A 22,388-nucleotide genomic window follows, 5' to 3' on the forward strand; every position below is an offset into this window, starting at 1 on the left:
TGACCAGCCATTACATTTTTTCTGCGGAGGACAGACCATGCTGATTGAAAATCATGAATTAACGATGAGCCATGTCGGGTTAGGGAATTTGAATGAGTACGCGCTGCTGCTGTTATTCGGCAACGCACACAGTCACCATTTAACGGACGGAACGGGATTCCGGCCTGATCAGATGGCCGATCACCAAGGGCTGATTTTGTATCCGGCTTATTTTATGACACATCTCAAAGTTCCTTCAGATAAGCCTCTTGATCAGTACCGATTATGGGACGAGGTTTCCGTCGGAGTCGATATCTCCCGGTTTGGAGAAACCATATTAGAATCTGATTATTTGTTCGGGCCGAAAGGAGCGGTCAGCTCTGATAAAAGCGAGTGGGACCGGGGACGGTTTCCTTCTATGAAAGCCAATAGTTTAATTGTCGTCGACGTCACACAAACAGAAGGTTCGACCCGAAAAGTCTCAGCGCCTAAGGCTGAATGCATTGCGGAACTTTCTAAGCTAGCCAAGCCGCCTTACGCGCTGATGCGGTCAAAGAAAATCAGAACGGACGCCTTCGGTATGAAGCCGGGCAATCTCAAAACAGCAGACCCCGTTTCATATCGGGTTCCTGTTGATCAGGATGCTGCGCCCGGGCATGCCATGGTGTTTGCGAAATTCAGCAAGATAATGGATGCGGCGGAATTTGAATGGATGACGCGCCGGTCGAAGCCGGGTTTTCCGGTTTCAATCGCGCGGCATTTATTTTTGCTTGAAAGAGAGACGTATTATTACGGAAATTGTTTTGCAGATGAAGAGCTTGATATTTATATGACGGGACACATTGAAGAATGCGATCCCGACTTTCACGGTGAGTCCCTCGGTATGATCTCAGTGGCGAAAATCAGCTATCAGATTGAAGTCTATATGAAAAGAAATCATACATTGCTGGCCATTTCCAAGGTGGATAAGCTGCTGGCGGTGCCGACCTCTTCACAAGATCATATTCCGGATTATAAACGGGTCATCAGAAGTTTATAAAATGAAGAATGGAGCTGAAAGCAAATGGAACAAACCAAGGAAATGAAGCAGATCATCGCTCAAATCATTCAGGACATTCAAGAACAGCAGTCATATCGGGCCGTCGAAGCGGGAGATGATGTGAGAGTCATAGAGGATCTGGGCTTCTCATCACTGGATATCGCTCAATTAGTCGCACAGATGGAGATGGAAACCGGAGTAGATCCTTTTTCCCAAGGAGAAACGATTTCCAGCATTACAACCGTCGGCAGCATTTGTGATATTTATCAAAAATATATGGACAGTGCTCAATCATGAAAACAGAAAGCGGGGGAGATATCAGCTGGGTGACTGATAAGCTTAGGGAAACGCAAGACAGTGAGTTTCTCATTTTTAAAGGGCAGACTTTTACGTATGATGATTTGCTGACACGAATTAGCTTTTTTCAGAAAGAACTTGAACAAAACGGAATACGTGAAGGAGAATGTGTGGCGCTTATCGGGGATTATTCCCCGAACGCCATTTTTTTGCTGATGGCGCTTTTGTTAAACCGAAATATCGTTGTCCCTCTCAGTAATGAGTCAAGGGAAAAGCATCTCGATATGTTTGAAGACGCGAAAGTGAATCAAATCATTGAAATAAATGAAAATGACAGCTGGACGCTTCGTGAAGGTTCTGAAAGCGCCGCTCACCCTCTGCTTGATGATCTGCGCGAGAGAGGGGAGTCAGGCATTATTATTTTCACATCGGGAACCTCCGGCAAAAGCAAAGCATCCGTGTTAAGCGCCGGCCGGCTGCTTGAAAAATATAAAACGGCGAAGAGAAAACCGCTGCGTACGCTCATTTTTCTGAAATTAGATCATATCGGCGGCATTAATACGCTGTTTGCGATTCTGTTTAACGGGGGGACGATCGTCACATCAGACAGCAGAACGCCGGAGTCCGTTTATCAGGCGGTCGACAAACATGCTGTCCAAGTGCTCCCCGCCACCCCGACCTTTTTAAACATGCTGCTGATGTCCAAGGCGGATGCCGGCTATAACCTCTCTTCACTCCGGCTGATCACTTACGGCACAGAGCCGATGCCCCAATCAACGCTGCGCGGCATCCACCGGCTGTTTCCGGATGTACGGCTGAAACAAACATACGGATTAACTGAACTGGGTATATTCTCAACGAAATCAAAAGACAGCCAATCCACTTGGATGAAAGTGGGCGGTGCCGGAACAGAGACCAAAATTACCGGAGGCACGCTTTGGATCCGTTCTGAGTCAGCGATGCTCGGCTATTTAAACGCACCGTCACCCTTCGATGAGGACGGCTGGTACGACACCGGTGACCAGGTGGAAACAGACGGCGAATATATAAGAATTCTCGGAAGAAAGAGTGAAATCATTAATGTGGGCGGAGAGAAAGTGTTTCCGGCAGAGGTGGAAAGCGTCTTTCTGGAGATACCGAATGTCCGGGATGTTCTCATAACGGGCAGAAAAAATCCGATTACGGGCGAGATTGTCGCGGCAGAGGCCGTGCTTGAAAAAGAGGAAGATATCAAATCTTTCAGAAAGCGGGCCGTAGCTCATTGCAGACAGAAGCTGCAGCCATATCAGATACCGCAGATCATCTCTGTTACAGATCGGAAACTGTCTAATGATCGATTTAAAAAAATAAGAAACGTGTAAAACAGGAGGCAAATATGAATAACGGAAAAGTAGCGGTCGTCAGCGGAGGAAGCCGGGGGCTGGGAAAAGCGATTGTACAGACGCTTTTGGATGAGGATTACAAAGTAGCCGCTTTCAGCCGCAGTGAATCTGATTTTATTAACACATTGAGAGAGAGTGAAAAGTACCGCGGCCGCTTTTATTGGGAAGCGGCGGATGCGGCGGATGCTGCCGCCATGAAACAGTTTGTTCTTCAAGTATACCGCAAGTTTTCCAGAATAGACGGCTTGGTCAATAACGCCGGTTTGAACCTTGATCAGCTTCTGCCCCTGACCAATGATGAAGACATTGACCGCATCCTCAATCTGAATATCGGTTCAGTCATCAAGCTGACCCGAAACGTTTCCCGGGTCATGCTGAAACAAAATTCCGGATCAATCGTTAACATAAGCTCCATTATCGGCTCAAGAGGATTTAAAGGCACTTCAGTCTACAGCGCATCCAAAGCGGCTCTTGACGGCTTGACGCGAAGCCTGGCCAGGGAGCTCGGGTCTAAAGGAATCCGTGTCAATTCACTTGCGCCCGGTTTTGTGGACACCGATATGACGAAAAATATGCCGGAAAAACAAAAATCGCAGATTATCAGAAGGACGCCGATGGGACGTTTAGGCGAAACAGACGATATGACCGGACTCGTTCGTTTCCTGCTTTCTCCTGAATCGTCCTTTATGACCGGACAGACAATTGCGATAGACGGCGGATTAACTTGTTAAAGCACAGAAAAATTCTTTTGTACAAGGGATGGTATCCTCATGAAATGTATTAACGAATTTTTAAGAACGGTAATAGCGCAAAAGCTGGGTGCCGAGGTGACCGAAGCAGAAGATAAAACCGCTTTTTTTACTCTTGGCGTGACGTCTCTCATCAGTGAAGAAATCATGACCATATTGCATAAAGAATTTACCGGCCTTTCTGAAACGCTGCTGTTTGAATATCCGAACATTGAGAAATTGAGTGAGTTTTTAAGTGCGCAGAAACGAAATCCCGAAAGCGTTCTTGAATTCAAAGAAACGGAGCCTGATACGGGAAGCCGGCAGGAAGAAGAATTGCTTCCTGTACAGGCGGCTGAAAAGGTGCCTGAACCGGGAACGGACGGGAGCTCTGATATTGCGGTTATCGGAATGAGCGGGATGTTTCCGAAAGCGGAAAACCAGCATGATTTTTGGAACAATTTAATAGAAAATAAAGATTGTGTCTCCGAAATCCCAGAGGATAGATGGGACAGCTCTTATTACTCGGAAGAGAAAACGGCAGAATACGCGTCATACAGTAAATGGGGAGGTTTTATTGATCATCCGGATCAATTTGACCCGCTGTTTTTTTCTGTTTCCCCGTGGGAAGCTGATTTAATGGACCCTCAGCAAAAATTGTATGTCACGTGCTGCTGGGAAGCGATGGAGGATGCCGGTTACGGGAACCCGGCGGCGAGGCCGACGGATCAAATCGGTGTATTCGCCGGAGTGACCTGGAATGAATATTCATTAATTGCACACGAAGAAGGTTTCCTCAAAGATCAGTACAAAGGCCCCGGCTCCTTATATTGGGGCATTCCGAACCGGGTTTCTTATTTCCTTGATCTCCATGGCCCGAGCATCGCTGTTGATACGGCGTGTTCTTCATCGCTTGTCGCCGTCCATCAGGCTTGTCAGGCCATTATGTCAGGCGACTGTGAAATGGCGCTGGCCGGAGGCGTCAACCTCAGCTTACATCCGCAAAAATACATGTTTTTAAGCCAATCGCATTTTCTGTCTTCTGAAGGAAAATGCCGCAGTTTCGGTGAAGGCGGAGACGGTTACGTGCCCGGCGAAGGCGCGGGAGCCGTTTTATTAAAACCATTGAAAAAAGCGATTGCGGACAAAGACCACATCTACGGTGTCATTAAGGGGTCCGCCACTAATCACGGCGGCAAAACGACCGGGTATACGGTGCCGAATCCGGAAGCGCACCGGGACCTGATTTTATCCGCTCTAAACAGAGCCGCGGTAAGTCCGGCGGATATCAGCTACATTGAAGCTCACGGAACCGGCACGGCACTCGGCGATCCGATTGAGATACGCGGCCTGTCTATGGCATTTGATAAACAGACCGATGAGAAAAATTACTGCGGAATCGGCTCGGTGAAATCCAATATCGGACATTTGGAAGCGGCTGCAGGGATCGCCGGTTTAATCAAGGTGCTTTTAAGCATGAAACATGAAACGCTTCCCGCCAGTCTGCACTCCGCGGAACTGAACCGCAAGATTTCTTTTTCTGATTCGCCATTTTATGTCGTCCGAAACAACCGGCCGTGGCCGGCTGAAGGAGATAAACCGAGAATCGCCGCAATCAGTTCATTCGGCGCAGGAGGCTCTAATGCCCATCTGATCGTAGGTGCTTATCAGCCAGAACGGCAAGCGGACAAGAATACTGAGCAAAAACCGCATGCTGTCGTATTAAGCGCACATTCCGAACAGCAGCTGAAAGAATATGCCGGGAAATTAAGCTCTTTTCTTACCCGATTGGAAAACCCGTCTTCTGCCGGCGGATACACTCTGGAAAATATCGCTGCCACCCTATTGTCAGGCAGAGAGCCTTTCTCCTTCCGGCTTGCTGTCATTGCATCATCCCTTTCTGAGCTGAAACAGCGATTGGACGGATTTGTAAGCGGTCACAGAGACGAAAGGCATATTTACTTCGGAAAAGCGTCACCCGGGCGGCCGGACGTTTCAGGCCAATCCGTTTCAGATCCTGAGAAATTTGCCGCGCTGTGGGTGAAAGGCCTTCAAGGTTGCAAAAAGCCGGAAACGCCGTATCAGAAAGTTCCGCTTCCTACGTATCCGTTTTTAAAGGAAACGTCCTGGCTGACCGATCAAAAAAAGCGGTATACAAAAAAGCCCCAAAATACCAAAAGGCGTGAAGCGCTGCATCCTCTGCTTGATGAGAATATTTCATCCGCCCGGAAAGGGATGTTTCAAAAGATATTTTCCAAGGATGAATATTTCTTTAAAGATCATTTAGTGAACGAAAAATATGTGCTTCCCGGAGTCTGTCATCTGGAAATGGCGGCATACGGCGCGGAATTGTGGGGAGAACGCCCGGTCGTCTCTCTTCAAAGTGTGTGGTACATGGAGCCGATTGTGACAGGGACAGACCCAACATCCGTCATGATAGAGTTTGAAGCAGAAAAAGAGCGTATAAGCTATGTCATTAAAGAAAAAGGAGCGGATGGCACCCTCTTTTCGCAAGGAGAAGTGATTTGTAAAGAAAAAGGAGCGTCTTTTGAGGCCCCGGCTTTTCAGCTCCCGGCGCCATTTGCGCAGAGAACGGAGCCGAAAGACATCTATCACTCGTTCTCTGAGGCGGGAATCGTGCAAAAGGACAGTTTTCAGGTCATCCGCGAATTCTCTTATACAGAAAGGAAAGCACTGGCCAAATTAACGCTCCCGTCACACTTGGAAGCCGATTTTAAACAGTACATCCTACATCCGTCCTTAATGGATGGCGCTGTTCAAACTGCAATGGCGCATGTGCTGCAATTTCAAAAAGAGCCTGCGCTTATCGTACCGTTTTCCTTCGGAGAAATACAGCTGCTTGAACCGTTAGCGAAAACCGTATTTGTGCATGCGGAGGTAAAAGCGGCCTCCGTTCACCAATTTGATCTGCATATTTGTGATGACCGCGGCGTGCTGCTGGCGGCAGTGAAAGATTTTATCATAAAAGAGGTGCAGGAAAGCGCTGGGTTTAACCAAAAAGCCGGCGTCACGCCGAAGAAAAGCCGTGAAACGGAATTGCTTATGACACCGGTTTGGAACACCGTCACCATTCCGGAAACCGACATGTCTTTCATGCGTGAAGAAAAAATAATCGTCATCGGGGCCGGGCCGGATGTTCAGCAGGCTTTGAAAGAGATGTATTCCGATGTCCGTTTTCCGGACATCACTTCTTTGGACAGCGCGGAACAAATGGCTGAAACACTGAAAGCGCAAGGTTCTTTTCAACACATGATATGGGCGGCGCCGGATCATCCCATTCCATCCGTTTATGATGCGGATACGGCCGAGGGACAGGAGCACGGGGTCATGCAGCTTTTCCGGCTGATAAAAGCGCTTCTGTTTCTGAATTTTGACACGGAACAACTATCATTGACAATCTGCACGTTTCAAGCACAGCCGATTCATGAACATGATGAGGTCAATCCGAGTCATGCAAGCATACACGGATTAGCGGGATCGCTCGCAAAAGAATACACCAATTGGAGCATCCGGCTTCTTGATTTGGAATCTCAAAGGGGAGACCGGCATCTTCCCCATGTCTTCTCTTTACCGGCGGACCCCGAGGGAAATCCGTGGGTCTTTCGTGCAGGTCAGTGGCACCGACAGCAATTGGCCGTCTGCCGGCCTCATGCAGATGAGCCTTCATTATACCGGCACGGCGGGATTTATGTGATTATCGGCGGAGCAGGCGGAATAGGAGAAGTATGGACTGAATATATGATTCAGACCTATCAGGCGAAAATTGTCTGGATCGGGAGACGGAAAAAAGATACACAGATTGAAAGAAAGCTGAAAAGACTTGCGGCTTTAGGTCCCGCACCGCAATATTTCAGCGCGGATGCTGCGGATTATGACTCTCTCAAACGGGCGTATGACACCATTGTGAAGGAAAATGGAAAGGTCCGCGGAATCATTCATTCCGCCATCGTGTTATCAGACCGAAGTTTTGCCAATATGGAAGAGGATCAGTTCCGCGCTTCACTTTCTGCAAAAACTGATGTCAGCTTGCAGATTGCCCGGGTAGCTGAAGGGGAACCACTGGATTTCTTGCTGTTTTTCTCTTCGATGATGTCGTTTCAAAAAGCGCCGGGACAAAGCAATTATGCCGCGGGGTGCACGTTTAAAGACGCTTTTGCTAAGCGGATCTCACAGAAAGCGCCGTATGCCGTAAAAGTTGTCAATTGGGGCTTTTGGGGAAGTGTCGGCGTTGTCGCTTCAGAACAATACCGGAAACGGATGGAGCGGGACGGAATCGCTTCTATTGAGGCGCCCGAAGCGATGAAAACGCTGGAAACCCTGCTTTCCGGACCTCATGACCAGCTGGCGCTGATTAAAACGACAGATCCGCTTTTTATGAAGGACGATTTGAAAGAACAAGTAACGGTTTATCCGGAAAAGATTCCTTCCGCACTCGGACAATTAGCGGTTAACATCACGCAGAATGACGAAGCTGAGCGGTTAAAAGCATCAAGTGTCATGAGCTGCATGAGAGAGATGGAGTCCCTTATTGAAAAAATGCTTGTATCAACCCTTTATGAGATGGGAGCCGGGCTTGATCAGGCTTTGCCGTTATTTCAATCGGCTGCCGGCATAACGGAACAATACAGCAGATGGCTGAAAGAGAGCTTTGTCCTCCTGACTGAATTAGCGCTTGCTCCGGAAAAAACGGATCTAGGGCAGGTGTGGGAGGAATGGGAGCGGAAAAAAGAGACTTGGCTGCGCCAGAAAGACATGAGGGCGCATGTCAGATTGGCAGAAGAGACATTGCGTGTGCTTCCAGACATTTTAACCGGTAAGCTTCCGGCAACGGAAGTGATGTTCCCTGACTCCTCCTTCCGTCTTGTGGAAGGCATTTACCGCAATAATATCATTTCTGATTTTTTCAATGACAAGCTTGCTGACACATTGATTGCAGTTCTGCGGGAACGTCTGGAAAAAGACCCGCAGGCGAAAATCCGCATCTTAGAAATCGGAGCCGGAACGGGCGGGACGAGCGCCGCGGTCATGAGAAAATTGAAACCGTATGAAGCGCATATTGCCGAATATTGTTTCACGGATATTTCTAAAGCATTTCTTTTACATGCGGAAGACATATTCGGTCCGGAATATCCTTATGTCACTTATAAAATATTCAACGCTGAGCAGCCGGTATCAACAGAAGCGCCGGACATCGGCACGTATGACGCAGTGATCGCGACCAATGTGCTTCATGCGACAAAAAATATCCGCTCTGCGCTGCGCCATGCGAAAGCAATGCTGCAAAAAAACGGCCAGCTGTTTATAAATGAGATCAACAGCCGCACCATATTCAACCATGTGACGTTCGGCCTTCTTGAAGGCTGGTGGCTGTATGAGGATCATGATTTACGGATTCCGGGCTGTCCGGGGGTTGAGCCGGCCGGCTGGGCGGAAGCGCTTTCGCTTGAAGGATTCGTCCATCCTCTGTTTCCGGCTGAAGCCGCACACGACTTAGGCCAGCAGATTATAGCGGCTGAAAGTGACGGAACGGTCAGGCTTGCCCTCCCGCAGGCGTCAGAAGAAAAGCCGGAGTGCCGTCCGTATGACGCAGATGGTCTTTCGGATGATACCTTGCATTTCAGCCTGAGAGAAAAAAGCGTTGAACTGATGAAGAAGGTAATCGGTGAAGCGCTTAAAGTGCCGGCGCATCGTCTTTTATCCCATGAACCTTTAACCGCATACGGATTGGATTCCATACTGGTCGTCAGACTGACCAACGCGTTAAAAGACGTCTTCGGTTCTGTCAGCAGCACTTTGTTTTTTGAATATCAAACCATTGATGAGCTTGCTGATTACTTTCTGTCTTCCCGTAAAGAAGCGCTCGAGCGGCAATTCGGGAATGGACCGGCTCATCCCGAAAACGCCGGACGGGTGCAGGCTCCCGCAGAAAGCGCCGCGCCGATTCCAAACGTAAGAGAACGGGGCATCACATATCTGACGGAATTAATAGGAAAAACGCTGAAGATTCCGAGCGGGAGAATGGATCCGTCGGTTTCCTTAACCGCATACGGTTTGGATTCTATTCTGGTCGTCCGGCTCACAAATGCCTTTCGTAACGTGTTTGACCAAATGACCAGCACCCTCTTTTTTGAATATCAGACGATAGAAGAAATCGCGGATTACCTGCTTCTTTCTCAGCGGGGAGCATTTATGAAAGCGATGGGTGTGCGTGAGGAGCAGCTGTCTGATCACACAGATAATCTGAATGTAAAACAAAACAAGATTCCTCAAAACGAGGAAGGCAGCAGGACGAACGGAGATCCCTATATCCGGGATATCGCTGTCATCGGTCTGTCAGGCCGGTATCCGGGCGCCGATCACGTTGATGAGCTGTGGGAAAATGTAAAAGCCGGCAGGCATTCTATTACTGAAGTGCCGAAAGATCGCTGGGACTGGAAAACGTTTTATAACGAGGAACGCGGAAAATGGGGGTCCATTTATTCAAAATGGGGCGGTTTTCTCGATGACATTGATACATTTGATCCGCTGTTTTTCCGTATATCTCCCGCGGAAGCTGAAAGGATGGATCCGCAGGAAAGGTTGTTTCTGCAGACTGCTTATTCAAGCATTGAAGATGCGGGGTACACCCCGGCCGCGCTTTGTGACAGCCGGAAAATCGGAGTCTTTGTCGGTGTGATGAACAGCAATTACCCGACAGTCCCCAGCGACTGGTCTATCGCAAACAGAGTATCGTTTTTGTTCAACTTCCAAGGGCCGAGTATGGCTGTGGATACAGCATGCTCTTCTTCTTTAACAGCTGTCCATCTCGCCGCAGAAAGCCTGCGGAGCGGAATGAGTGAAACAGCGATTGCCGGCGGAGTCAATCTTATCGTTGATCCGGCCCACTATGAGCGGCTGTCCGCTTTTTCAATGCTGTCTCCCGGTGATAAATGCAAATCTTTCGGAGACAGTGCGGACGGTTTTGTTGACGGTGAAGGAGTAGGGGCGATTGTGTTAAAGCCGCTTGCTCAAGCGGAGAAAGACGGCGATCATATTTACGGCGTTATCAAAGGAAGCATGCTGAACGCAGCAGGCAGGACAAACGCTTATATGGTGCCGAATCCGAAAGCGCAGTTTGATCTGATCGCAGAGACGTTGAAACGGACAGACATTCACCCGAGAACGGTCAGTTACTTGGAAGCCCACGGAACGGGCACTGCGCTCGGTGATCCGATTGAAATCGACGGGTTAACGAAAGCTTTTCGCCTGACAACAGAAGACCGGCAGTTTTGTTCCATCGGTTCCATTAAATCAAATATCGGACATTTAGAAAGCGCTGCCGGGATTGCGGGGATCACCAAACTGCTTTTGCAATTGAAACATAAGAGGATTGCCCCTTCATTGCATGCGGCGGAATTGAATCCGAATATTGAGTTTGAGCACACTCCGTTTTTCGTACAGCAAAAAGAAACGGAATGGAAACGACCTGTCTTGAATATCACGGGTGAAATGAAGGAATATCCGAGAATTGCCGGCATTTCCTCGTTTGGAGCAGGAGGTTCAAACGCGCATGTCATCATTCAGGAATATGTGCCGTCTGACAGCCTGAAACCAATGGAAACCGCAGCTGTTTCTCCGCAAAAACCGGCTGTTATTATTTTATCAGCGCGAAATGAGCAGCAATTGACAGAGCGCGCCCGCCAGCTTCTGGATGATCTCATAAGAAAAAAACGTTCTGACGGGGATTTGGCCAAGATCGCTTACACGCTTCAGGCGGGAAGAGAACCGATGGCTGAGCGGCTTGCATTTACGGCCGAGTCGATAGAAGAACTGAAAATGAAGCTTATGAGTTTCTCAAACGATCATAATATCGACCATGCTCATATCTGGCGGGGCAGGACAGCCAAACATCATTCATTGGCGGCTTCGCTCACTTCTGATGAAGATATGGCGCTTACCATAAATGCCTGGCTGAAAAAAGGGAAATACGGAAAGCTGCTTGACCTTTGGGTTAAAGGACTTGACGTCGATTGGTCAGCTCTTTATCAGCGCAACCCGGGCCGTATCAGTCTCCCGGCCTACCCTTTTGCCAAAGACCGATATTGGGTGACAAAAGCTGATGTGTCACTTGACAAAACAGGCTCAGCGGAAAGTGAGAAAGCAGCCAGACTTCACCCGCTGCTCCACGCGAATACATCGACCTTTACCGCCCAGCGTTTTACTTCTGTTTTTTCAGGGCATGAACCGTTTTTTGCCGATCATATCGTCAATGGAAAACCGGTGCTTCCGGGCGCAGCTGCTTTAGAAATGGCCCGGGCCGCCGTTACACTTGCCGCTGAAGACTTGCCCGGCGGGAAAACGGGTGTCCGGCTCAAACAGATTGTTTGGCTCCGGCCGGTGACGGCGCTTTCTGAAGGAGTGACGCTTCATGTAAAGCTTCAGCCGGAAGAAAACGGAGACATCGCTTTTGAAGCGTATGCCGAAGGGGAAGAGCCGCTTGTCTTTTTCCAGGGAAAGGCCGTGTTCGAAGAGACGGAGCGTGCTCCTGTTCTCGATGTGGAAGCGGTTCAGGCGCGCTGCGGCGGCCGGCGCATGTCAAAGGCTGAGTGTTATGAAGCGTTCGACAGCCTCGGCATCACCTACGGACCGTCGCATCAGGCGCTTGACGCCGTCTATGCCGGAAACGGAGAAGTGCTCGCGAAGCTCACTCTTCCGCCGTCCGCCCGCGAAGAAAAGGAGCCGTTCATCCTGCATCCGAGCATGCTGGACGCCGCTCTTCAGGCTTCTATCGGTCTCGTGCTCTCGGACGGTTCTGCGTCCGGACGGCCGTTTCTGCCGTTTGCCCTCCAGGATATGCAGGTGTTTTCTGCGTGCCGTGAGACGATGTGGGCGGTGCTTTCCTCAGCGGCCGGCGCCTATCATATTGAGCTGTGTGACGAAAACGGCGCGGTATGTGTCCGATTGACGGGACTCACCGCCCGTTTTCTGGAAGAGGGAACGGAGGAAAAACCGCTCTTGCTTCAGTCAAAGTGGCAGGAATCACCGCCGGATGAAGGCGGCGGACAAGAAGAGTCTTTCAGATACGTGACGCTGTATGGCGGAATGAACGCTGAGGACATAAGCGGCGCCGTATGTGCGGCTGACGGCGAAGGTCCGATTGAAGACCGTTATGACGCCTGCGCGGCGGAGCTGTCAGCGATCGTCACGCGTCTTATCAAAGAAAAACAGAAGAAAAAAACGCTGATCCAGCTTCTTGTCCCCGACAGGGGGGAAGACAATGTATTGGCGGGGCTGGCCGCTTTTCTGAAAACGGCTCACCTTGAACATCCGAAGCTGTACGGCCAAGTCATCCAAGCCGATCCGGACGAGTCAGCATCAGCGCTTCTTGCCAAGCTGAAAGAAAACCGGGCCCATCCTGAACAAGCGGAAATCCGTTATGAAGCCGGCAAACGTCTCGTCAGAAACTGGCGTCATCTGCCGGCCCCTCAAAGCGGCACCGTTCCGTGGAAAGACGAAGGGGTTTACCTCCTCACCGGGGGAGCGGGCGGCATCGGCCTGATTTTCGCTGAAGAAATAGCCTCCCGCGTCAAAAACGCCGTCCTCGTTTTAACGGGGAGGGCGGAAGCGCTTGATGAAGAGCGCTCCGCCCGCTTACGGCGCTTGGCAGCGACGGGTGCCCGCGTACTGTATCAACCGGTAGATGTGACAGACAGGGCGGCGGTCATCGCCCTCGTCCGCGGCATACAGGAGGAGCATGGAACACTCGACGGGATTATTCACGGCGCCGGCGTGATCGCTGACAATTACATTCTGAACCAGACAGAAAACGAACGGAAGGCCGTCATGGCGCCGAAAGTGAAAGGGCTTATCAATCTTGATGAAGCAGCGAAAGATGTGCGGCTGGACTTTTTCATCCTGTTTTCTTCCTTGGCGGGAGGCATGGGAAATCCGGGACAGGCCGGTTATGCGGCAGCCAACGCATTTATGGATGTTTATGCAGCCCGCCGAAACCGTCTCGTGCGGGACAACAAGCGGAGCGGGCAGACCCTGTCCGTCAACTGGCCGCTTTGGGAAGAGGGCGGTATGCGCGTGGACAAAGAGACCGAACGGCTGATGTACGAACAGACCGGAATGAAAGCCATGCGATCGGCGTCAGGCATCCAAGCGCTTTACGCCGCTTTTGCCTCCGGAGAACACCAGGTCATGGTGGCAGAAGGCGACGAAAAACGGATTCGAAAAAACCTGATGCCTGAAACGCCGGACCCGTCCCGTAGCATTCATGTTTCAACGAAGGCGCACGTCCATCTGCCAAATAAAGTACAAGCAGAACTCAAACATATGATATCAGGCATTCTGAAGGTGAAAGAAGAAGAAATAGATGCTGAATCAGAGATGAGAGATTATGGATTTGATTCGGTTTCATTCACGCAGTTTGCAAATGAACTAAATAAAACGTATGGGCTTGAACTGACACCGGCCGTGTTTTTTGAATACCCGACAGTCTTTAGTTTTGCCCAATACTTGCTGACGGAACATCCGGATACATTCGGCTCACAGGCAGAAACAGAAACGGAGAAACCGGTTGTGCGTAAAAAAATGAAGACGGAGCCATTCTCGATTCCGTCCCGCCTTCCTAAAACAAAAACCGCAGCTGCACCTGAGCCCGTGGCGATAATCGGAATCAGCTGTGCATTTCCAATGGCTGAAAATCCGGAAATGTTTTGGGAGAATTTAGCCGGAGAAAAGGACTGCATTTCTGAAATACCGCCGGAGCGCTGGGACTGGAGACAGTATTACGGAGATCCGCAGAAAGATAAAAATGCGAGCAATGTAAAGTGGGGCGGCTTCATTGATGAAACCGCTCAATTTGATCCTTTATTTTTCGGTATTTCTCCGCATGAAGCCGAAATGATGGATCCTCAGCAAAGACTTTTAATGATGCATGTATGGAAAGCGATTGAAGATGCCGGCTGCTCTGCCAAAAGCCTGTCAGGTACAAATACAGGCATTTTTGCAGGCACGACAAACAGCGGTTACGCTCAGGAAGCTTCAAAGTTCCATATAGAGATTGAGGGTTCTTCCGCCGCCGGAACGGTTCCGTCAATCGGTCCGAACCGCATGAGCTATTTTCTGAATATACATGGGCCGAGCGAACCGATTGAAACCGCCTGTTCAAGCTCATTGGTCGCTGTTCACCGTGCGGTCAGGGCAATTCAGGCCGGAGACTGCGGCATCGCGATTGCAGGAGGCGTCAATGCCATTGTGTCGCCGGATATGCATATCAGCTTTAATAAAGCGGGAATGCTCAGTGAAGACGGGCGCTGCAAAACATTTTCCGATCAAGCGGACGGGTATGTCAGAGCTGAAGGTGCCGGCATGATTGTTTTGAAAACATTATCCGCTGCGGAACGTGACGGCGACCGTATTTATGCCGTTATTCGCGGAACGGCGGAAAATCATGGCGGACGGGCGGCTTCCCTTACATCGCCGAATCCGAAAGCACAGACAGAAGTCATGATAAAAGCGTATCAGCAAGCGAACATCGACCCCCGTACAGTGAGTTATATTGAAGCTCACGGCACGGGAACGGCGCTCGGAGATCCGATAGAAATCAACGGACTCAAAGCGGCTTTTGCAGCGCTTTATCAGAAAGCCGGAGTAACGGCGCCCGATCAGCCTCATTGCGGCCTCGGTTCCGTCAAAACGAATATCGGCCACACAGAGCTTGCCGCCGGCATGGCCGGGCTTTTAAAAATTATTTTGCAGATGCAGCACAAAACGCTCATTAAAAGTCTGCATTGTGAAACCGTTAATCCGTATATCAGCCTCGACGGCAGCCCGTTTTATTTCGTCCGCGATACTCAGCCGTGGAAAGCGGCGACTGATGATAGCGGAAATGAACTGCCGCGGAGAGCGGGTGTCAGCTCGTTCGGATTTGGCGGTGTCAATGCTCATGTCGTGCTCGAAGAATATGTTTCTCCTGTTGAAGAGAAACAATGGACGTCCGGTGAACTTCAGCCGTCCTTATTCATTCTCTCGGCAAAGACGGCGGAACAGCTGAAGGAACGTGCGGAACAGCTGCGCAGATATTTGGAAAAGTCACATTCAGCTGACGGAGCTCTTGCGGGTATCGCTTATACGCTTCAGCTTGGCCGGGATGAAATGGAAGAGCGCCTTGCCGTCATTGCTGAAACAAAAGAAGAGCTTACGAACGCGCTGAATGATTTCCTCAGCGGCAAGGAGACGGGGCAGAATTTCTTTACAGGCCGGAACAAAGCGATGAAACAGCTGTTTACAGAGATGACGGACAACGCAGAAATGAGCGGAACCGTAGATCAATGGATGGAAGCAGGAAAGTATGCAATACTTGCAAAATTATGGGTGCAAGGTTTACATGTCGACTGGAATAAATTATATCCGGACGAAAGGCCAAAAAAAGTCAGCCTGCCCGTCTATCCTTTTGCGAAAACACATTGCTGGATACCGCACAGTGCGCAGCATATAAGGCACCGGGAGACTTGTGAGACTGATATGTCCCCGTTTGAGACTTATGAACACCTGCTTGATGAATTGGAGAGAAACGAAATAAGCATAGAAGCCGCTGTAAAAAGAACGATCGGTTTTTACAGGGATTAGCGTAATGGAGGAAACCATATGAAAGAGTTTCTGCACCGGGTTTTTTCTGACGTCAAAAATAAAAAAATGACAAAACAGGATGCGATCGGCATTTTGCGCGATTATGATATGCGGATGGGACTTCGCCAAGCGGCATCCCTTCATCCGCTTGCTCAGCAGCATATTTCCGATGAAACGGGACAGGGATTCTCGGCAGCTTTCAGCGGCCGGGAATTTTTTCTCGCTGATGTTTCTTTACAGCGTAAAAAGCTTATGCCCGGAGAACTTCTTTTGGAAATGGCGAGAGCTGCGGCTGTTTTGACAGTAAAGGAGACTGAGGCTGTCCGGCTGACGCATATCGTGTGGTCAAAGCCCATTCTGACTGAGGCTGAGCCGTTCCATATCGAAATCAGGCTGATACCCGCAGAGGGTGAAGCCAAAAGGTTTGAGATTTATAATCCATTTTCTGCCGATTACAGTCATCATGATGTGTACAGCCAAGGGACGATTCAGCCAGTTGATACTGCGCCCGGCATGCTGGATATCAGCCGCTTGAAGGAAAACAGCGGTTCCCTGATGGATCAGCAGCAAATTGTAGCCATCACTCAGAACGATACCGTTCAATACAGTGAGCACATGAAAGGAATTGAGCGTATTTACGCCTCAGCAGGACGGATGCTGGCAGATATATCAATCCCATTGACAAACCAAAAAGAATCCGCCCGATTCGGCCTCCCTCCCTGTGTGATGCAAAGTGTGACAAAGGCATGCGCGCTGCTTGGCGGCAAAGAATATAAAACGCTCGCCCCGGTTTCATTGGACGAGCTTTTGTTTTATGAATCTTGTCCTGACAAGGTATGGGCCGAGATACAAGAGAAGGCGGGGAGCTTTTATATTGATTTATGTGACGGAGAAGGAAAAATATGGGCTTCCCTGTCGGGGTTGAAGCTGCAGCCTGTCATCAAGACGGGCGCTTCCGGAAAAATCAGTGCCGAACACCGCAGTGAACATTTGTATGAACAAACGCTTCTTCAGCTCAAAACGCTTTTTGCCCTGACTACAAAAATTGCTGTTTCCAACATAGATACTGAAGAGCCGCTGGAAACCTACGGAATCGACTCAGTCACTGTGACGAAATTGAATCGCGAATTGTCTCTGCTTTTCGGTGACCTTTCCAAAACGGTTTTTTACGAATATAAGACACTGGGCTCCCTGGCAGCTCACTTTGTCACGGATTATCCAAAAGAATGCCGAAAATGGACAAATGATGATGAGCACCGTTCAGGCATATCAGAACAGGTTTTGGCAAATGAAGATTTTCCGGTGCTTCCGTCGTTTATCAAGCGAAAGAAACGGCCTTCTTTTTCCAATGAGAACCAGACAAAAGAAGGGATTGCGATTATCGGAGTCAGCGGACGTTATCCGCAAGCTGAAACACTTGAAGCGTACTGGGATAACTTAGCAACCGGAAAAGACTGTGTGACGGAAATTCCCGAAGAGCGCTGGGAAAAGGACAAGTACTACAACCCTGATCCCGAAGCGGCCGTGAAAGAAGGGAAAAGTTACAGTAAGCGGGGCGGGTTTCTGAAAGATGCCGCTTTCTTTGATCCGCTGTTTTTTCAAATTTCACCCCGTGATGCTTTGAATATGGACCCGCAGGAGCGTCTCTTTATTGAAATGTGCTGGCAGGTGATGGAGGATGCCGGTTATACGAAGGAACAGCTTGAGAATCTATATAACGGCCGGGTCGGCGTTTTTGCGGGCATTACGAAAAACGGGTACGGAATGTACTGGAAAAACGGCGGCGCCCTGCAGCCGAAAACGTCGTTCAGTTCAGCGGCCAACAGAGTTTCCTATTTTCTTAATCTGAAAGGGCCGAGCATGCCGGTCGACACGATGTGCTCGTCTTCGCTGACTGCAATTCATGAAGCGTGTGAAAACATCCTTCGCGGCGAATGCGACATGGCGATTGCCGGCGGTGTGAATGTGTATACGCATCCTTCGGCTTATGCGGAGCTCAGCGCCTATCGAATGCTTTCAAAAGACGGAACGTGTAAAAGTTTCGGTGAAGGCGGGGACGGATTTGTTCCCGGGGAAGGCGTCGGGGCCGTGCTGTTAAAGCCGCTGTCAAAAGCGATAGCTGATAAGGACCGTATTTACGGGGTGATTCGCGGCACTCATATCAATCACGGCGGCAGAACAAACGGGTATACAGTGCCGAGTCCGAGCGCCCAGGCTGACGTGATTTCCGGCGCGCTTGAAAAATCAGGAATACATCCGCGGATGATCAGCTGTATCGAAGCCCACGGCACGGGCACTGAACTCGGAGATCCGATCGAAATTGACGGTTTGACCCGCGCATTTCAAACGAAAACGTCAGATAAAGGCTTTTGCGCCATCAGCTCAGTTAAATCCAATATCGGGCATTTGGAAGCGGCGGCAGGCATTGCCGGTGTAACGAAACTACTGCTCCAGTTTCAAAAACGAAAGCTTGCCCCCTCATTACATTGCCGAAAATTGAATCCGAATATTGCATTTGACCGGACGCCGTTTGTGGTGCAGCGTGAATTGGCAGACTGGAAGCGGCCGGTCATTGAGGAAAACGGAGCGCAAAAGGAGATTCCGAGAATCGCGGGAATCTCTTCTTTTGGCGCGGGCGGGGCAAATGCCCACATATTGATAGAAGAATATATTGAACCTGATAGGGAGATTTCTGAGCCATTCACAGATGAAGATCCCGCAGTCATTTTATTATCCGCCAAACAGGAGGCCAGCCTGAAGCAGCGGGCGCAGCAGCTTCTTCAAGCGATCAGAAAAAATGACGTCACAGACCGCAGCCTCCGGGATGCGGCTTACACCCTTCAAACCGGAAGAGAAGCGATGGAAGAACGTGCGGCATTTATTGTGACGTCGACAGAGCAGTTAGCGGAAAAACTGCAGCGTTTTATTGACGGCGGGACAGACGGCTGCTTCAGAGGGAAAAGCAAACAGTATAAAGACATTCTAGCCGTTTTTAAGGATGAAGATATGCAGGAAGCCGTCCGTAAATGGATGAAACGAAAAAAATTCGCGAAGCTTCTGGAACTTTGGGTAAAAGGGCTGAAGATTGATTGGTCAGAGCTTTATAACGGCAGCCTGCCGCATCGCATCAGCCTTCCCGGTTATCCATTTATAAAGGATCGGTATTGGCCGGACGATGCAGCGCCGGACAATGTTCGTGATGCTGAAACACATTCTGAAACATTTCGTGAAATCCGCTTTTTACAGAAAAGCTGGGCAGAAAGCAGCAGTGTTCCGGTTAAGGAAGTGCGGGGCGTCATCGGAATAGCCGCCGATCACCAGACAGGAAATTTGGCCGTTGAGCTGTCCCGTTATTTCCCCGAGTCTGAAATCATTGACGCTGCATCACCGGAAATATCCGGGGACGCGGCCCGGTTTGGCGGTCTGATTGATGTGACCGGATGCGGGACGGAAATCAATCATGATGACGGCTGGATTCATCGTCTGCAGTCTCTCATTGACAACAGAAACCGCGGCCGAAAGCTTCAGCTGCTTTGTGTGACAAAGGGGCTTGAACCTTTTGCAAATGAAACGATAAATCTCTCAGGTGCAAAAAAGGCCGGATTGTACCGGATGCTCCAAAGTGAGTATAAGGATATTCGCTCGCGGCATATGGATGCAGAACGGACTGCCGAAGATCCTGAGCTGGCAAACCAGATCGCAGAGGAGTTTTTTCGCGATTCTGAAGACATCGAAGTGTGTTACCGAAACGGTGTGCGCTATTATGCGCGGTTAAAGGAAACAAACAGCTTAGCTGAAAAAGAATTTTCATTTCCGAAAGACCATGTGCTTTGGATCACCGGAGGGACCCGGGGACTCGGATATTTATTCGCCCGGCATTTTGCCGAACGTTACGGAGTCACGAAACTCGTGCTTACCGGAAAAGAAACAATGCCTCCGAAAGCGGAGTGGGATGATCATGTCAAACGGAATTCCCCGTTTTCCGATAAAGTGAGAAGAATCAGAGAGCTCGAACAAAAAGGTGTCCGAACGGAAGTGCTGTCTGTATCTTCCGGCCCTGAATATGAGCAGGCCGTCAGCCGGGTGAAAGATCAAATGGGGCCGATAGGAGGCGTGTTACACGCAGCGGGAGCCGTAGATCTCGATCATCCGGCCTTTATCCGCAAAACAAGAGAACAGATGATGCCCGTGGTTGAGCCTAAAACAGACGGACTGGACCTTTTGTATCAAGCGCTGCACAAGGAGCCTCTCCGGTTTTTTGCGCTGTTTTCTTCAGTGTCCGGCGTGATGCCGGAATTAGGAGCGGGACAAAGCGATTATGCCATGGCTAACGCCTATATGGATTATTTTGCGGCCGCAAAAGGTTTTCCGGTGCTGAGCATCCAATGGCCGAGCTGGAAAGAAACGGGTATGGGCGAATCAAAAAGCCGGGTCTATCTGAAAAGCGGTTTAAAGAGCATCACTGACAGAGAAGGGCTGAGCCTGTTTGATGCCATCATGGCAGGCGATTGCGGATCTGTTATTATGCCGGCCGTCATTCACCCGGAAAAATGGGAGCCTGGCCGTCTGCTGCTTTCATCCGGCCTTATCGAAACAAAGCAGCAGGAACAGGCCGATACAGAAAGCGTTGAGGAGTGGCTGACGGGCATTTGTTGCCGGGAATTAAGACTGGAGCCGTCAAGATTTGAATCTGATACACCGTTTCAAGATTACGGAGCCGATTCCATCATGCTTGCCCAAGTGTCCAGAGCGATCGGAAAGAGGATCAAAGCTGACCTTGACCCGGCGGTGCTGTATGAATACCCTACGGTTGCTGCGCTGGCCGGATGGCTTGAAACAGCATATCCGGAAATCAAAGCTGCCGTTTCAAAACCGGTTCAGCCTGTAATCCCGGACGTTCCCAAACAAACGGCAGCCGCTGTCATTCAGCCTTCTGGTGCTAGAGCGGCGCAAGATATCGCTGTAGTCGGAATGTCCTGCCGTTTTCCGGGAGCTGAATCAATTGAAGCTTATTGGAAGCTGCTGTCTGAAGGAACGTCAGCCATTCAAAGGGTGCCGAAAGAGCGCTGGAAAACGGAGAAGGCGGATTATGCGGGCCTTTTAAAAAATGTAACGCATTTTGACCCGGAGTTTTTCCTTATTCCCGAAGAAGACATCAAGGCAATGGATATCCAGTCCTTTCTTATATTAGAAGAGGCGCTTCATCTGTTCAGAGACAGCGGTTACTCGTTACAAGAAATGAAAGGCAGGTCAGCCGGTGTCTATTTAGGAGGACGCGGGGGCAGTATGCCTGACGAAAACCGTCTGAAGCATGCAAAAAATCCGATAGTCGCCGCCGGCCCGAATTACTTAGCGGCCAATCTTTCTCAATTCTTTGATTTGAAGGGGCCGAGTCTCGTTTTGGATACGGCCTGTTCTTCAGCGCTTGTCGGTATGAATATGGCGATACAGGCGCTTTCTTGCGGTGAAATCGACTCAGCGGTGGTAGGGGGAGTCAGTCTGCTGGAATCCGGTCAAACCCACCGGATGTTCGAACTCCGCAATCTGTTAAGCGAAGAGCCTGCGTTTCATATTTTTGACCGCCGCACCGGCGGCATCGTATTGGGAGAAGGCGTCGGAATGGTGTATTTAAAAACAGCGGCCCAGGCTGTAAAAGACGGGGACCGGATTCATGCGGTCATTAAAGGCATTTCCGTAAACAATGACGGCAGAACCGCGGGGCCTGCCACACCGAATATACAGGCGCAGAAAGAAGTGATGGCCAAGGCGCTTGCCAAAAGCGGCAGAAAAGCGGAGGATATCAGCTACATTGAAGCAAACGGTTCAGGCTCTGAAGTAACCGATCTTTTGGAACTGAGGGCGATTGAAGCGGTCTACCGTATGCAAAACAGCGCGCCTTGCGAATTGGGTTCGATGAAGCCGAATATCGGACACCCGTTATGTGCTGAAGGGATTGCCGGTTTCATTAAAACAGTGCTTATGCTCTCGCGCCTAAAACGTGTGCCTTTCCTTTCCGGCAAAGAGCCGATGACGCATTACGATTTGTCCGCCTCGCCGTTTTATTTTTCGCACGCGCTGCGTGAATGGACGGATTCACCGCGGATTGCCGCCGTCAGCAGCTTCGCTGACGGAGGGACAAATGCCCATGTCATAGTGGAAGCCTGGGAGCAAGAGGCGTATACCCCGGTCAGAAAGCCTTTGCCGAGACAGGAATTAAAACGCCGGCCCATTCGTCCGGACAAAGCCGAAAGCCTGCATGAAAACGCACATAATCCCCGTCCGAATACGTTTTGGAAACAAATGAAGACTTACTGATTGCGCTGAAAA

At 49.9% G+C, this 22,388-nt stretch carries 6 protein-coding genes; all 6 read left to right on the forward strand.

Annotated features, from left to right (window positions below; translation table 11 throughout):
• Positions 1 to 37: 37 nt before the first annotated feature.
• Genes ACNFN4_RS03695 through ACNFN4_RS03720 form a run of 6 tightly spaced genes read left to right on the forward strand, consistent with a single transcriptional unit; the run spans position 38 to position 22,376 of the window.
• The gene (locus ACNFN4_RS03695) at positions 38 to 1,018 is read left to right on the forward strand and encodes an LnmK family bifunctional acyltransferase/decarboxylase (protein ID WP_014418317.1); all 981 of its coding nucleotides are present in this window, start codon (positions 38 to 40) and stop codon (positions 1,016 to 1,018) included.
• A 24-nt stretch (positions 1,019 to 1,042) separates the two neighbouring features.
• Entirely contained in the window at positions 1,043 to 1,315 is a 273-nt protein-coding gene (locus ACNFN4_RS03700) for an acyl carrier protein (RefSeq protein ID WP_003153264.1), read from the forward strand.
• Positions 1,312 to 2,676: a long-chain fatty acid--CoA ligase gene (locus tag ACNFN4_RS03705; protein WP_109567060.1), complete on the forward strand. Its 1,365-nt coding sequence runs from the start codon at positions 1,312 to 1,314 to the stop codon at positions 2,674 to 2,676. The genes ACNFN4_RS03700 and ACNFN4_RS03705 overlap by 4 nt, the downstream gene beginning before the upstream one ends.
• A 14-nt stretch (positions 2,677 to 2,690) precedes the next feature.
• A complete protein-coding gene (locus ACNFN4_RS03710) occupies positions 2,691 to 3,428 on the forward strand; it encodes an SDR family oxidoreductase (protein WP_014418315.1) in 738 nt (245 codons plus the stop codon).
• 39 nt (positions 3,429 to 3,467) lie between these two features.
• A complete protein-coding gene (locus tag ACNFN4_RS03715; protein WP_448199995.1) occupies positions 3,468 to 16,061 on the forward strand; it encodes an SDR family NAD(P)-dependent oxidoreductase in 12,594 nt (4,197 codons plus the stop codon).
• An 18-nt stretch (positions 16,062 to 16,079) separates the two neighbouring features.
• Positions 16,080 to 22,376, forward strand: coding sequence for a beta-ketoacyl synthase N-terminal-like domain-containing protein (locus tag ACNFN4_RS03720; protein WP_448199996.1), 6,297 nt, complete (start codon positions 16,080 to 16,082; stop codon positions 22,374 to 22,376).
• Positions 22,377 to 22,388 lie beyond the last annotated feature (12 nt).

The sequence above is a fragment of the Bacillus sp. N1(2025) genome (genome assembly GCF_053470005.1).

Bases quoted from the DNA above. Each gene is read 5' to 3' on its own strand.
- ACNFN4_RS03695 (WP_014418317.1), top strand. From the start codon at position 38: ATGCTGATTGAAAATCATGAATTAACGATGAGCCATGTCGGGTTAGGG.
- ACNFN4_RS03700 (WP_003153264.1), top strand. From the start codon at position 1,043: ATGGAACAAACCAAGGAAATGAAGCAGATCATCGCTCAAATCATTCAG.
- ACNFN4_RS03705 (WP_109567060.1), top strand. From the start codon at position 1,312: ATGAAAACAGAAAGCGGGGGAGATATCAGCTGGGTGACTGATAAGCTT.
- ACNFN4_RS03710 (WP_014418315.1), top strand. From the start codon at position 2,691: ATGAATAACGGAAAAGTAGCGGTCGTCAGCGGAGGAAGCCGGGGGCTG.
- ACNFN4_RS03715 (WP_448199995.1), top strand. From the start codon at position 3,468: ATGAAATGTATTAACGAATTTTTAAGAACGGTAATAGCGCAAAAGCTG.
- ACNFN4_RS03720 (WP_448199996.1), top strand. From the start codon at position 16,080: ATGAAAGAGTTTCTGCACCGGGTTTTTTCTGACGTCAAAAATAAAAAA.